Consider the following 16,399-nt stretch of genomic DNA (forward strand, 5'->3'; position numbering starts at 1 on the left):
GTTTAGTTAATATAAGATTATTCAATTAATTAAGAAGTTTATTGTGATAAAATTACTACAAGAAATTGCCTAATCATTGCGAGGAGTGATTTTACCCCGTCATTGCTAGGAGAGGCGTTAGCATCGACGCGACAATCTAAAATATCATTCCCTACTCCTTATGTCATTTCTATTGTCCTCTATGTCATTCTCGGCTCTCTATGTCATTCCCGCGTAGGCGGGAATCCAGGCTTTTCTTTGTCATGCTGAACTTGTTTCAGCATCTTTTTGTAATTAGATCCTGAAATAAATTCAGAATGACTATTTTTCCTGGATTCCCGTTTTCACGGGAATGACATAAAGCTATTTCTTTCAATCCACGCAACAATGCCTCCTCACAATGACGGATATAAAATCACACCGAGTGTGAATTACCTTTATTTTATTCAATCCTTTTCTTATTATTATATCTAAGATAACAAGTCGGTAATAAAAATATGAGCCGCCGTAAACAGTCATCCTGTATTATTAAGCTTTTCATCTCCGGCGGTATAATTGCAGGAATAATAACTTTATATCTGTTACATTCTACTAACTATCAATTTAAACCTGAGATTATTCCAGAGGTTGCTAATAAAGATAGTACACCTAACATGAATTTTACACTTATTGATCAAAACGGTAGGAAGTTTAAAAGTAGTTATTTAGAAGGAGAACTGAGTTTGATTTATTTCGGGGTCACCTATTCTCCGGAAGATTATGAATCCATGAATAAATTATCAGAAATTATTAAAGTTTTGCAAAAAGAAGGTATAACGGTTAATTCGGTCTTTATTACCTTAGACGCCGAACACGATGATAGCTGGACTCTAAAAAAATATTTAGAAAATTTTAATACTAAATTTATAGCTTTGACCGGTTCCAGTGAAGATATAGAAGACGTTGCTAGTAAATTTAAGGTTTTTTATAAACCGAAGCAATTTGATAAAGAGACAAATAGTTATAAGCTTGAACACTCTAATTTTATTTATCTAATGAGCAGCAAGGGTAAAATTCTTCAAATATTACTGCCTAGAGGGTAAGCCCCTCTCCTTTCCTGAACCTATTATTTTGCAGATTGCCGCGTCGGGACGTTGTCCCTCCTCGCAATGACGGGGTAGTTTACGCTCCTCGCAATGACGGTTGAGTTATCCACGCAACAACATTTTGTAAGGGGCATAGTCCCAACTCAGCAATCCAGAATCCAGCTCGTCATTGCGAGGAGCGTAGCGACGCGACAATCTAAAATGTCATTCCCTGCTCCCTATGTCATTTCTATTGTCCTCTATGTCATTCTCGGCTCTCTATGTCATTCCCGCGTAGGCGGGAATCCAGGCTTTACTTTGTCATGCTGAACTTGTTTCAGCGTCTTTTTGTAATTAGATCCTGAAATAAATTCAGGATGACTATTTTTCCTGGATTCCCGTTTTCACGGGAATGACATAAAGCGCGCTTTAATTATTCACGCGTCATTGCAACTACAAGAGCGCAGCATACCGACCTCCGTCATTGCGAGCACGCCCACGGCTGTCACTGCGAGCGTGCCCCTTCCTCGTCATTGCGAGCGAAGCGAAGCAATCTAAAAAATGGTATTGTTGCGTAAATCGAATTTGTTGGTGTCATACCAGCGAAAGCTGGTATCTAACTTACTAATTTTGTTATATTGTTTAATTAGATTCCCTCTTTCGAGGGAATGACACTATTGCGAGCGCGGCAATCTAAAAAATAATATTTTTTAATTACCACATCAATTCTTCAAATTTCCTTAACCTAAACGTTGAATGACATAAAACCATATTGTCACTATCTTTCGATTTTCTTCCATTAACATATACTTTATTTTTTAATATTTATAGACACAAAAAATCGAACATGGTACAATATCGTTATTTTTAAGTAAACTAATTAACATTCATAAAGAATTCAATAATATAAGGTATATAATAATGACCGACAATTCTTCAAAATTTTTTCGTAAAATATTAAAAAATAGCTTCTTAGTGACAGCTTCCGGAGCCACAATAATGCTTAGCAGCGGCGGAGCCTTGGCTGCTGCTATAGATGTTAATGGTACTGCTGCATTATTGCAAGGTGATAATAGTAAAGGCGCACTATCAGCTAATTTTTCAACTGGGGCTAACTTAACATTAACAGGACCTTATGATCTTAGTACAGCTGGAAAAGTAACTGTTGGTTCTGTTACTATTGGCGCTAATAATGGGCAAACTTTTACTTTCAATAGGCAAGCAAGTGTCGGTGGAGATCTTGACATGAATGTAATCGTAAATACTGGCGGGGCTGTAACTCTTGGAAATGTTATTGCTGCTGGCGGAGGACCGTCCAATATTACTGTAAACGATGGAACACTTACATTGGGGAATGCCGCCCAAAATATGACAATCACTGGCGGTAAGGTAACTCAAACAGGCATTATTAGCGGGGACTTGAACGTGAGTGGTAATGGTAACTTAACTGGTGCAGCTACTGATGTAACTGGTACGGTAACCTTAGCAGATAATGCCGCTGTTACTATTCATGATGCTTTAAACGCAACTCCAGTGAGTATTGCGGGTGGCACCCTAACTATAAATAATGCAAATAATGGAATTAAATTTACCGGCGCTGCAACAGCTGCAACTACAGTAAATATACTAGATGGAGGAAATGCAGGAGTTGTTTCTAGTGATACTGCTAATCCCGGCAAAGGAAAATTAGTATTTCAAGGAGATGGTGCTGTAGCTAGCATATCAGCAGGCGTAGGAGATCAAGCAATAGCAGAAGTAGATTTTAACGGTATAAACACTAAAACAGTAGCAATTGCCGGTGCAGCCAATGCTGAAACTTTTAAAATTGATGCCGGCAAGGTTACAGCTGGTGGAGCTGTAAACGGCACTACCATACAATATACTGCGGCAGGTACTTGGGAAGCAAATGCTGGCACAACTGCTAATATAGATTTTAACGGACAAGATGGTATTTTCCAAGTGGCCGACGGACAGAATATTACCGGAACAGTTGATAGTAGCACAGGCGCTGGTAATTTAGGTAACTTGATACTTCAAGGAGTAAATACTGTAACTGGAGCTGTTGGAGCAACAAAAGCTCCTAAAACAGTTCAAGTTGGTGCTGGAAATGGTCAAACAGCTACTTTCAACTCAAGTGTTACTACACAAACTTTACAATTCAATCAAGCCGCAGCAAATGTAGCGGGTACCGTAGCAATAACCGGTAATTTTACAGGAGCTGTATCATTTACAGCAAATGCTAAAGGAGGTATTTTACAATTAGATGGCGGTGGTACTATTGGAGCCATTACAGCAAATGGGGGAAATGGTAAGATAGCGGTTAATTCTGCTGTAACAGCAACGGACGCATCTATTGGCACGATTGGCAACGTGACTATAGCTAATAATCAAGCTTTTACAGTGGATGCAAATAAAGCAGACGTTGCTAATTTATTAAGTGTGGCAGATCAATTTACTTTTTCTGGCGCTAATTCTCAGTTAGTTTTAACAAACTCAAGTACTACAGATGATAGAACCATTACTCTTAATAATAATTTAGATCCAGCAGGAAATGTAGGTATAGTAACTCTAAAAGCTAACACTGTTGGGGGTGGAGGGGATATAAAGAGTTTAACAGTATCAGGTACCGGCGCTACTACTCTTGGAACTGCGGGGAATAAATTAAAGCAATTAAATGTAACAGGGCTAATTACAGTTACCGGTGTAAATGCTGGGGTATTTGGGGATGATAAGCTAGATGTCAGCAATGCAGATGTATTGAATGTAAATGCTGGAGCAAAATTCTTGGATGAAAGCGGTACTTCAGGATCGATAGCTACAATAAATGTTGGGAACGGCGCTACCCATACTCTTGATATAAGCACCGCAGGAGCAGGACCAATTAATCTTTTAGATGCTGGTGGTGGAAATGTTTTAACCTTAGGAAAGGCTAATTCAACATTTACACTTCAAACCGCCGGAGCTGGGGCTCAACAAGTTGTCTTTAAAAACCATGTAGTAGGTAATGCTGCCGGTAGTATAGTCAATTTACGCGGTGGTGCAGCTGATATCTTAACAGTAAGTGGTTTGGGAGGAGCAAAGATAGGTAATGCTGCTAACTTAACAGCGCTTAATATTGCTGGAAAGGTTACAATAGATGGCGATTATGCCGGTGGTAGCGTACTTGATGTTAGCGGCTCTAATTTATTAAATGTATACAAGGCGGCAGAGGTTATAGATAACAGTGGTACCTCGGGAACAATAAAAAAGATAAATATTGGTACAGCTGATCCTACTATTTTAGGTGGCGTTGCAGGAGCAGCAAAATATACACTCGATGTGAGCACTTTTGCAACTGCAAATGCAGGTGCTGCGAAATCAATTAATCTTTTAGATGCAGCAGCAGGCAATGTATTAAGCTTTTTAGACCCTGCTTCAGAAGTTACTATTAAAAATACTGCTGCCGCTAATCAAACTGTAGTCTTCAAAAACCATGTAAAAGGTATTGCTGGCGCTGGAGGTGCTGGTGGAGGTATATTTAATATAACAGGACCGGGCGGTGCTGCTAACACTTTAACAGTAAGTGGTGAAAATGCCGGACAGGCGCAGCTCGGTAATGCCAATAATTTAGCACAGCTTAATATTACCGGAAATGTTAAATTTACTGGTAATTATACTGCAGACGCTACTTATAACGCAATTAAAGTTGTTGGAACGGATTTATTAACTATTGCAAACGGCGCAGTATTTACTGACGAAAGCGGTACCTCAGGCGTTGCAAAAGCAATAAATGTTGGTGAAGTAGGGGGACTAGGTAAATATATTCTTGATGTAAGCTCATTTGCTACTGCAAATGCAGGAGGGCCAATACCAATTAATCTTTTAGATGCAACTGATGCTGCAAATGTTTTAACCTTTACTAATGCTGGTTCAGTCTTTACCATTAAAAATACTGCTGCTGCAGATCAAACTGTGGTATTCAAAAACCATGTTAAAGGTGTTAATCCAGGGAATGGGGGTATATTTAATATCACAGGACCTGGTGGCGCTAATACCTTAACAGTAAGTGGTGAAAATGCCGGGAGGGCACAACTTGGTAATACTAATACTTTAACAGCACTTAATATCGCTGGAAATGTTACAATCACCGGTAATCCTACTGCAGGAGCAGCTACTTATAATAAACTAGACATTAGCGGAACTCCTATATTAAATGTCTATAATGGTGCATTATCTATCGATGAAAGTGCAACATCTGCAACAATAGCAGAAATAAATATCGGCGCTGATCCTTTAGGTGGTGCTGCTACCGGGCCGGCAACTCATGCGATTGATGTAAGCTGGGCCGGCGGTGCAAAAGACTTGGCTACAGTAGTTGATTCATATAAATTTAAAGATGCTGGGTCAATATTTGAAATAAGAAATTTAGCAAATGCTCAAGATACTGTAGTAACATTAAAGAACTCAATTAATGGTGGTGTTGGAGGAGTAGGTGACGGTGGTATAATAAGACTTCGCAGTAGAGCTGATGTTGCAGGTCCACCAATAGTACCTGGAAATACATTAACACTTCAAGGTGATGGACCACAAACTCTAGGTACTGGAGGTAATAAACTATCAGGTTTAGGTGTCAGTGGTAATGTGAAAATAGTAGGCGGAGCGAATGGCGTAGATATAAGTAATACTCCAGTATTAGATGTTTATAATGGCGCAAGGTTTATTGATGAAAGCGGAACATCTGCAACAATAGCAGCGATAAATATCGGTGCGGCAGACCCCACTATTAAAGGAGCGATTGTAGGAGCAGCAAGTCATACAATTGATGCAGTAAATGCTGGTGCTAATCTAAATATTTTACAAGCTGGAAAAACCATTAACTTCTTACACAAGGATTCAGTATTAGTATTACAAAATAGTGCTAATGATAGTAAGATGATTACCTTAAACCAAGCTATTGATCCAGGAGCTAATGATAAAGGTATAGTTACTATAAATTCTGTAGTAGCAACTAAAACATTAACCATTGCAAAAGCAGGAGGAGCTGCAAATATTACTCTTGGTACTGCTGTAAATAAGTTGAACGCTTTAGCATTTACAGGGGCAGGAAAATTTGCTATTCAACCGGAGATATTTACTACTGATTTTATTTTAGGTGTACCAGAAGCTACGTTAGGTACTATAAATGGTGATCTAACATTTGCCTCTAACACTAAATTAACTGAAAATGGTAACATTACAGGAAATGTGAATTTTGCTAATCAAGCTGCAGTAATTACTCTAGGAAACGGTAATTTTGTTGGTGGTAGTGTTACCAGTATTGATCCTGTAAGCAAAGCTGTTGCAGCTAACGGTACTATCGTATTAAACGGTGGTTACGTCGGTGGTAATATTAACGGTTTAGCCTTGCTACAAGTCGGTGCCGGCGGTGGTGAGCTTAAAACTGGTGGTCCTATCGCGATTACTAACATTCAAGGAACGGGTACTGATACGTTAATTTTACCTGCAAACTTTATATTAACAGGTGATATTAACAACGGAGCCGGTACTGCGTTCAAACCGAACTTTACTAACGGTGGTAGTGTTACTGGAACGATGGGTACACAGGCAAATCCAATTGGCGGATTGACTACCAACGGCGTGACAAATTTTGCAAGTGCTGTTTTCAGTAATGGCGCAAGTTCAATAAACGATACCACCACTTTTGCAAATAGCTTTAATAATACTGGTGATGTCTCTATAAACGGTATGAACACTTTTACCGGCGCTTATACTAATACTGGCGGGAATACAACAATTGGTGGTACAACAAATTTTTTAAGTACTTTCAATAATACCGGCGGCGCTACTGCAACAAGTGGTACAACCACATATACAGGAGCATTTAACAATACCGGTGTAACAACGTTGGCTGACACGACAAGTTTTGCAGATACATTTACCAATCAAGGTGCAGTTACTTTGGTGCCACAGTCGATAAATAACTTTGCTAAAGACGTAACAGCAACAAGCTTTAAAGCTGATGACGCTACCATGAATTTTGGTAACAGTTTAGCATTTAAGAGTGATATAACAGGTAGCGGAACAACAATCACCTTAGGTTCAGGACAGATATCCTATACCGGCGAAGCTAGCTTCACTAACGAATTAACTTTAAATACTAATTTTGACGGAGCAGCAAATACTGGCGGTAATATCTTAATTACAGGCGCCGGCAGTAAAATGGACTTATCAGGAGTAACAAAATTAAAAGTTGTTATCTCTACTACCAATTTTGACCTTAATAATATTAATCCAAATACTCAATATACTTTAATGTCCACTGCAGATGGAGGGGTTTTAAAACAATTATTATCAGCTAATGCTATCGAAACTGATATTGGGGCGCAGGAAAACCTATTCCTGAAATGGAATCTTAATCCGACATCTTTAGTGTTATCACCTTCTATTGTGGAGGACATAAATAATAGAATAGAAGAAGAAATAACCACAGGAGACTTGCGAACAGCACCGCAAGGAGTAAAAACAGATCTTAAAGCTTTAGAAACTGCTACTGATCCTAATTCAGAAGGTTTCAAGTTTAAAGTAACGATGGGATTCATTCTAGATAATGAAGAGTTAACAACCAAGGTATCGAAAGCTGTAGGCGATAGCCAAGACCAAGTTCCATCTAGTGATGTAGCTAATAATACAACAGTTGCAATTACTAATACAGTTTTAAACAATGCAGTAGGTTCCTCATTAAACTCCAGGATGAATAGTTTGCAAGCTACTAGCCAACCTATAGCAGTTTCTTCCGGTGAAGAAGATGAAGCTAAATTCGGTGTATGGGCTACACCTTTTGTTGGTAATAGTACACAGAAAATGCGTAATAATATAAATGGTAACAAAGCTAACTTTAGCGGTGCTACAGTCGGTTTTGACGGTATGCTAAGAGATGATTTAGTCCTTGGAGTTGCTTATACTAAAGCAGATGCCAAAATTAAGCAAAAGAATGATAAAATAGGGGATAGCAGTAAAGTAAAAAGTAATATTTACTCCATTTATGGATTATATAATTTACCTACAAGCAATTTATTTTTCCAAGCTATAGGTTCATATAGTGATAGTAAAATAAAGAACTATTCTCAGCGTTATCAACCCGTAGCACGTAATACAATTGTTAGAGAAATAGCAAATGGTAATTATAAGTCACGCGGCTTTACTGGTCAGATTATGGCAGGGTATGATTATGTAGCACCGCAAGCGTTTAAGTTAACGCCGATGATAGGGCTTAGATATTCTAAAATTAAGGATAGCGGTTACACCGAAACAGGTACAGCGCTGCAAAATCTAACTGTTAAAGGTAAAAATTATAATCTTGTAAACGGTCTTGCAGGAGTAAAAGTATCAAAAGATATTAATACCGGGCACATGATATTAATCCCTGAAATCTATGGGATGTTAGATTACGGCTTTAAAAATAAGCTACCAACTCCTGATGCAAGATTACAAGGGATGACTGTACCATATGAAGCTAAAAGGTATAAGCCCGTTAAAACTAACTTTAATATTGGTGCTGGTATAACTGCCAAGTATAAAATGATGGAATACGGCATCAATTACGATACGAATATTGCAAGTAAATATTTCGCTCAACAAGGTAGTTTAAAAATTAGAGTAAATTTCTAAGATACGCTCTATTGTCTATCCCGCGACTTGATAAACCTTGTTGCGTGAACCGTTTTATGTCATTCCCGCGGAAGCGGGAATCCAGACTTTTCTTTGTCAGGCCGTGACTTGAGCAAGGTATCCAGATAAAGTCATGCTGAGCTCGTTTCAGCATGACTTTGTAATATATCCTGAAATAAATTATGGATGACTATTTTTTTCTGGATTCCCGCCTCCGCAGGAATGACATCAGGAATACGGGAATGGTATAAAAAAACCGAGTCACCCAACAACACTACTACTTTTACAAATTAATCAATTAAAAAGTCATGTTAAGTACCACCCTTAGCATGACTTTTTTTATGTTATATTAATTATAAATTTGATTTTTTATAGCTTAACCTATATTTTAAATCTTATTACTATTTAAGGATAAATATGGATAAAGATAAAGCCATTGCGGCAGCGCTTGCGCAAATTGAAAAAAGCTACGGTAAGGGTTCAGTAATGAAACTTGGAGAACGTCCGGATGTAGATATCGAAGCCATTCCTACCGGCTCATTGGGTCTCGACATTGCTCTTGGCATAGGAGGTGTACCCAAAGGGAGAATTATTGAGATTTTTGGTCCTGAGAGCTCTGGTAAAACTACGTTAACATTGCACATAATTGCTGAGGCACAAAAAAAAGGAGGGGTATGTGCTTTTATTGATGCTGAGCATGCTCTAGATCCTGCATATGCTAAAAAACTGGGTGTGAACATCGATGATCTCTATATTTCTCAACCAGATACAGGTGAGCAAGCCCTTGAGATTGCTGATACATTAATACGCTCTGGTGGTATCGACATGATAGTTATAGATAGTGTGGCAGCTTTAGTTCCAAAAGCCGAGATAGAGGGCGAAATGGGTGATTCTCATATGGGACTTCAGGCAAGATTGATGAGTCAGGCCCTCCGAAAACTGACTGCCTCAATATCACGAACAAATTGTATCGTTATTTTTATTAACCAAATCAGGATGAAGATCGGTGTTATGTTTGGTAGCCCTGAAACTACAACCGGTGGCAATGCTTTAAAATTTTATGCGTCTGTACGTCTTGATATAAGAAGAATTGGCGCAATTAAGGATAAGGAAGAAGTAGTCGGTAGCCAGACTAAAGTAAAAGTTGTAAAAAATAAAGTATCTCCGCCATTTAGAACAGCAGAGTTTGATATAATGTATGGCTCTGGTATTTCAAAAGAAGGAGAAATGATTGATCTTGGCGTTAAGCTTGAAATAATAGAAAAATCCGGTTCATGGTTTTCTTATAAAGATACAAGAATTGGACAGGGACGGGAAAATGTCAAACAATATCTAAAAGAACATCCAGAAATGTTTGCAGAAATTGAGAAGATAATAAGAGAAAAATCTTCACATATCAGCAGTGTAAGCTTGGATAGTGAAGAATAGTCTTAAAAAAGACAAAAGACTGGGTGAACCGGTGCCAGGGACGCCTCACCCAAATTAGCTATCCCCGTGTGGACAAGTACCTCCTCATAATAACAATAATATTTATAAATATTTTCCCAAATTCCTTTTTCTGCGGAAATGACATCAAAAATTATAAGGAATTAACAAATGATAGATTTAACAAATAAAACAGCGTTAATTACCGGTGCGACGGGCGCAATAGGCGATGCTATCACTAAATTAATGCATAAACTGGGATGCCATGTAATTATTAGCGGCAGTAATAAAGAAAAATTACAAAATCTAGGAAATTCTTTAGGAAATAACTATACTGCAATAGTATGCGATTTAGCAAATTCCATAGAATGTACTAATTTAATAGCAAGTATCCAAGCGCTGGATATCTTAGTGTGTAACGCGGGTATTACTAAAGATATGCTAGCTATAAGAATGAAAGATGAAGAATTTGAGAAAGTTATTGATATAAATTTAAAAGCCAATTTTATTTTAAATCGTGAAGCTATAAAAAAAATGATGCAGAATAAATATGGTCGGATAATTAATATAGCCTCGGTAGTTGCCGTTTCCGGTAATCCCGGGCAAGCGAATTACTGCGCTTCGAAAGCCGGACTTATCGGTATGACTAAATCACTTGCATATGAAACTGCAACTCGTGGAATAACGATTAATGCAGTAGCACCAGGTTTTATCGAATCGAATATGACCGATAAATTGAATGAAGCACAAAAAGAAGCTATATTGCAAAAAATTCCTAGTAAAGCTTACGGTAAGCCTGAAGACGTAGCAAATGCAGTGGCTTTTTTAGCAAGCAACAAGGCGGGTTACATTACAGGGCAAACTATTCATGTAAATGGTGGCATGCTGATGGTATAGCTTCACTTATTAAGATATGTAGCCTATAACGCTTTTGTTATATCGAAAAAATAAGAGAGTTTACGATATTCATTGACGATCAGGATTAATATGATTATTTTATGCTAGCATAAAATAATTTTCTATGCTAAAAGTTTTTAAGTTCAAAGAAATACTATTTTTGTTTTTAAAAATATATTTCTAAAAGCCATTTAATATAAACAATATTTAGTTTAAACGATTTACGGAGTTCAATTATGAGTACAATAAATAGTGTCGAACAAGATGTTATTGAGATTGTTTCTAATAAGTTAGGAGTAAAAAAAGAAAATATAACTGCAGAATCACGATTTAAAGAAGATCTAAAAGCCGATAGTTTAGATACGGTTGAATTAATGATGGAAATTGAAGGTAAATATAAAATTGAAATTTCTGATGATAATGCAAGTAAAATACTAACCGTAGCTGACGTTGTGGAATACATTCAAAATCCTCCTCCATCTGCAGTTAAATAAACTAATTTTCTGATTTAAAACATAAGAAGATGTCAACTAAAAGAGTAGTTATCACTGGACTTGGACTTGTTACTCCTCTAGGACTTGATGTAAAATCATCTTGGGCAGGAATTAAAGAAGGGCGTAGTGGAATTAAAACTATTACCGAATTTGATACAACAAATCTTACCTGTAAAATTGCCGGTCTTCTTGATCATTCAGAGGAGCACGGTTTTAAGCTTGAGAATTTTACTGCTCCTGAAGAATTAAATAAGTTAAGTAAAATGGATAGATTTATCCATTACGGAGTAGCTGCGGCGACCGAGGCGATAGAAAATAGCGGTTGGCTACCCGAAGATGAAATATCTCGTGATAGAACCGGCTTGATACTCGGCTCCGGTATCGGAGGCCTTAAGATGATAGAGGATACCTCCGTAAAATTACACCAGGCTAATAACGGCAAAGTGAGTCCGTTTTTTATACCTGCCTCCTTAATTAATCTTTTATCCGGCCTTGTTTCTATAAAATACGGCTTTAGCGGTCCGAATCAAGCAGCAGTAACGGCTTGTTCTACTGGAGCTCATGCTATAGGCGATTCTATGCGCCTTATAAAATACGGCTATGCGGATGTCATGATTGCTGGAGGCGCAGAAGCGCCCGTAACACCAGTAGGAGTAGCAGGGTTTGCTGCAGCAAAAGCCTTGTGTACAAAATATAACGATACTCCTGAAATTGCTTCAAGACCATGGGATCAAAGTCGCAGCGGCTTTGTTATGGGTGAAGGAGCCGGAGTTGTAGTATTAGAAGAATATGAGCATGCAGTAAATCGAGGAGCCAAAATTTATGCAGAAATTATAGGATACGGCTCAACAGGCGATGCATATCATATTACTGCTCCACATCCGGAAGGAAAAGGAGCATATAAAGCGATGCATAATGCTTTATATGACGCCAAAATTACTGCCGAGAAGATTAATTATATTAATGCTCACGGAACTTCTACTTTAATCGGTGACGCAATTGAATTATCAGTCGTACAAAAATTATTTTTAGAAGCTAATCCAAAAATTTTAATGTCTTCTACTAAATCATCGATAGGTCACTTACTTGGAGCAGCAGGAAGCGTCGAGTTAATATTCTCAACTCTGGCAATGCAAGATCAAATTGCACCACCGACGCTGAATTTAGAAAATCCTATGGAAGAAGTTAAAATAAACTTAGTAGCGCTAAAAGCTCAAGAAGCAAAAATCGATTATGTATTATCTAATTCTTTCGGTTTTGGTGGAACTAATGCAAGTTTAGTATTAAAGAAAATTTAGTCTATACTCATTCCTGCACTTATATCAATTCCTACGAGAGCAGAAATCTAATAAAGCATATAAAAATAAGTTTTTATATGCTTGTTTTGTCAAATACATAGTTTTTATATCAGTAATAAAGTTATTATATTTTGGATTCCTGCTTTCTCAGGAATGACATAAAAACTATTCAATAATAAACTATGACTCCCATTTATTATATTAAAAACGGTAATCTAAGTTTTGCTGATAAGATTATTTTATTAAACCTAGAACTTTACCTTTATAAGGGTGATAAAATTTGTCTTGTCGGTCGCAACGGCTGCGGCAAATCTAGCTTGATGAAAGTAATATCAGGAGCTTATGAATTAGATCAGGGAGAAGTATTTAAAGATCCCGCAGCTAATATAGGCTATTTAACCCAAGATGTTACTAATAATCTAAATATTAGCATATATGATTTTATCACCAAAAAAACTTTGGATAAGAAAATAGATAACTATAAAATTGATATGGTTTTAGAAAAACTGGAAATCAACGGTAGCGATAATTTATCTACTTATTCAGGGGGGCAGATTAGAAGAGCGTGCCTTGCCAAAGCTTTAATATCAGAACCGGAAATATTATTGCTTGATGAGCCGACTAATCACCTTGATATCGGTACGATTGAATGGTTGGAAGAATTTGTTAAATCTTATAACGGCGCTATAATTTGCGTTAGTCATGATAGAACTTTTTTATCAAATGTTACTAATAAAATTTGGTGGCTTGATCGCTCGGTTTTGCGTAAATCCGATAAAGGTTTTAAATATTTTGACGAATGGCAAGCAGTTATCGTAGAACAGGAAGAAGCTCGGTTGCGAAAGCTAAATAAAAAATTAGAGCAGGAAAATGATTGGCTAAATGCAGGGGTTACTGCCAGACGAAAACGAAATCAAAAAAGACTTGCCGAGCTTAGAGCTTTAAGGGAAATAGCTAGAGAGCATGCCGAAAAATTATATAGCTCCAGGCAAAAAATTCAGGCAGAGCTAGCGGAAAATATTGCTAAAAGTAAATTTATTATAGAAGTAGATAGTGTTTCCTTTGGTTATAACGGTAATAAAATTATTGATAACTTTAGTTTTCGAGTGAAAAAAGGTGAGAAGATAGGGGTAATCGGTGCAAACGGCTCAGGAAAATCGACATTTATCAAACTACTAACTAAACAATTATCGCCGAATGTCGGTAAAGTAATATATGGCGGTAATTTAGATATCTCCTATTTTGATCAACATCGAGAAAAATTAAATCCTAACCATACTTTGCAACAAACTTTATGCCCTACCGGCGGTGATCAGGTATTTTTACCCGGTAAAACTATGCATGTAGCTGGCTATTTAAAACAATTTATGTTTGACCCAAAGTTGCTTAAGGCTAAAACCTCCATTTTATCCGGTGGCGAAGCAAATAGATTGTTACTTGCAAGAATTTTAATTAATCCCGGAAATTTACTTATATTAGACGAACCTACGAACGACCTTGATATGGATAGTTTGGAAATTTTACTAGACATACTTGCAGATTATTCAGGAACATTAATAGTCGTCAGTCATGACCGTGATTTTTTAGATAAATTGGCCACTAGAACTTTAGTTTTCGCTCAAGGAAAAATTATTGATTTAACTGGTGGTTATGAAGATTATAAACAATATTTTTCTGCCCCGCCTCTGATAAAAAAGCCTACTAAACTTCCTTCCCAAGCGCCCCTCCTTAAAGAATCTCCAAATAAAAAATTATCCTATAAATATCAACGTTTACTTGAAACTTTACCGTTAGAAATAGAAAAACTGGAACTACAAATCAAAAATTTAGAGACTGAACTCTATGATAGTAATTTATATTTAGCTAATCCCACTAAATATAGCTTGATAACTAATAAATTAAGTCTATACAAACAGCAAAGAGATAAATTATTAAATGAGTGGCTAGAAATTCAAGAATAATTACTTATTAGGATTGAGTAATATTTTCTTGACTACTATATTAAGATTTGTTAGCGTACTTGGCAATTAAAAGATAGTAGGTCGCTATGGCTGAGATTAAAAATAATATACCAAAAAGATTAGCTGATTTAAAAGCAAGGCTAGATCAAGTAAATTCTCGTATGCAAGCTGATTCTCTTCTAAGCGATATAAGTAGCTTGGCAACTGAAGCCGCAAACTTAGGGTTAATAATTGATGTATCAGGATTTGAAAAATCAGTAGAAGCTAAAGTTAAAAATTTTGAAGTAAAAGAAGATATTAAGTTAGAAAAAGAGCGAGAAGAGGAGCGCTTAAAAGGAAAACAAGCGCAAGAATTTATCGAAAGGGAAGAGAAAATAGCAAGAAAAAAAGCAGAGCTAAATACGTTACGTTCTAGCTGGGAAGAAAGTAAAAATAATTTTAAAAAATCTTCTAAAGAAGTACAAAGTACATTAGAAAAAAAAGGTAAAAAACTAGATTCAGCAATAAATGAAGAATCTCTTGAATTGTTAAGTGATAAACTAGATAACCTAATTCTGCCCCTTGAAGAAATAGAAAAAGAACATAAAGCATCTAAAAAAGTAGAAGACAATTATAAAGAAGTAGTAGAGAGGCATAAACAACTTCATCAAGAAGCAAAAGACATAGAACAAGCAATTGAAAAATTAGAAAAGCAACTTGAGAGCAAAGGTTTAACAGTAGAAGAAACTGAAAAACTGAAAAGTAATATAGCAGAATATAAAACAGTATTAAAAGATTATACTTCATTTATAAAGGAAGTATATCAAGACCAGAAAGAAATGGCTGAAGAATTTAAAGGAATTAAATCTTCTAAAGAAGCTAATCAGCAAAAAATGAGAAATTTAAAGAAAAAAATAGAAGCAATAAAAGACCCTGACAAAAGAACAGAATTAAAAAAGAAATATAAAGTTTTTGAAGATCAAGAAGAAGCAATTACAAATAATGGGAAAATTAAAAATATTGAGGCTTATAATGAAATATCTTCTCAAATTAGAAGCAAAGAATCGGTACGAATAGCAAGTAAAATAAAAAGTCAAATAAAGGTAGAAGTTCCTGAAGAGAAGTATAAAAGTAATCTTTCTCCTACTCCTACCCCTAACAATAATTCTAAAAATACCGAAAAAAGTAGATAAGCAAGTACAGTATAACTAAATATTAAGAGGTAATGTATGGGCAAAAACATAGACATAGAAGAAATGAGAAAAAGACTTACCGAGCAGAAGAGTAAGCACTCCTCTAACAAGCAAGAGTTTTCTGAAAATGCTAATGATGTTAAAGAGAGACAAGAGAAAAAAGGAACTAACCTAGATAAAGCAACCGGTAAGAAAAAAACCTCAAAAGGTTGCTCTATATTATAACAAAATAACTAATAAGGATAAATATGACAAAACAAATACCGACACCAGAAGAATTACGAGAAAAACTTAAAAAACATCAGGAAGAACACAAAGTTAATATTGGAGAATTTCGTGAAAGTGCTCCCGTTGCTATAAAACATCAAGAGTTAGTAGGAAGTACCCTGGGCAACAATCATGATGAACTCGCCGGTAAAGATGCTTCTAGTACAGGCTGGTGGTGTTGTTCTTGATACTAGA

The 16,399-nt window shown here is 36.5% G+C and carries 10 protein-coding genes; all 10 read left to right on the top strand.

Annotated features, from left to right (window positions below; all coding sequences use genetic code 11):
- The first annotated feature begins 476 nt into the window (after positions 1-476).
- The 10 genes from OTR29_RS00110 (at position 477) to OTR29_RS00155 (ending at position 16,392) form a co-directional block, all read left to right on the top strand.
- Positions 477-1,061, top strand: a complete 585-nt coding sequence (locus OTR29_RS00110) for an SCO family protein (RefSeq protein WP_422228643.1) — start codon at positions 477-479, stop codon at positions 1,059-1,061.
- A 903-nt stretch (positions 1,062-1,964) separates the two neighbouring features.
- On the top strand, positions 1,965-8,690 hold the full coding sequence (locus tag OTR29_RS00115) for an autotransporter outer membrane beta-barrel domain-containing protein (RefSeq protein WP_422228644.1): 6,726 nt from the start codon (positions 1,965-1,967) through the stop codon (positions 8,688-8,690).
- A 417-nt stretch (positions 8,691-9,107) separates the two neighbouring features.
- Positions 9,108-10,118 carry a recombinase RecA gene (recA, locus tag OTR29_RS00120; protein WP_422228645.1) on the top strand — a complete coding sequence of 337 codons (1,011 nt, stop codon included), beginning with the start codon at positions 9,108-9,110 and terminating at the stop codon, positions 10,116-10,118.
- 168 nt (positions 10,119-10,286) lie between these two features.
- Positions 10,287-11,012: a 3-oxoacyl-ACP reductase FabG gene (gene fabG, locus OTR29_RS00125; protein ID WP_422228646.1), complete on the top strand. Its 726-nt coding sequence runs from the start codon at positions 10,287-10,289 to the stop codon at positions 11,010-11,012.
- 236 nt (positions 11,013-11,248) lie between these two features.
- Complete coding sequence (gene acpP, locus OTR29_RS00130) at positions 11,249-11,506, top strand: acyl carrier protein (RefSeq protein WP_422228647.1); 258 nt, start codon at positions 11,249-11,251, stop codon at positions 11,504-11,506.
- A gap of 29 nt (positions 11,507-11,535) precedes the next feature.
- Positions 11,536-12,804, top strand: coding sequence for a beta-ketoacyl-ACP synthase II (gene fabF / locus OTR29_RS00135; protein ID WP_422228648.1), 1,269 nt, complete (start codon positions 11,536-11,538; stop codon positions 12,802-12,804).
- A 182-nt stretch (positions 12,805-12,986) separates the two neighbouring features.
- Positions 12,987-14,765, top strand: coding sequence for an ABC-F family ATP-binding cassette domain-containing protein (locus tag OTR29_RS00140; protein WP_422228649.1), 1,779 nt, complete (start codon positions 12,987-12,989; stop codon positions 14,763-14,765).
- Positions 14,766-14,851: 86 nt separating this feature from the next.
- On the top strand, positions 14,852-15,937 hold the full coding sequence (locus OTR29_RS00145) for a hypothetical protein (protein WP_422228650.1): 1,086 nt from the start codon (positions 14,852-14,854) through the stop codon (positions 15,935-15,937).
- Positions 15,938-15,973: 36 nt separating this feature from the next.
- Entirely contained in the window at positions 15,974-16,162 is a 189-nt protein-coding gene (locus tag OTR29_RS00150) for a hypothetical protein (protein ID WP_422228651.1), read from the top strand.
- Positions 16,163-16,185: 23 nt separating this feature from the next.
- Entirely contained in the window at positions 16,186-16,392 is a 207-nt protein-coding gene (locus OTR29_RS00155) for a hypothetical protein (protein WP_422228652.1), read from the top strand.
- The last annotated feature ends 7 nt before the right edge of the window (positions 16,393-16,399 follow it).

It is taken from the genome of Rickettsia endosymbiont of Halotydeus destructor, assembly GCF_049278075.1.
Taxonomy (GTDB): domain Bacteria; phylum Pseudomonadota; class Alphaproteobacteria; order Rickettsiales; family Rickettsiaceae; genus Rickettsia.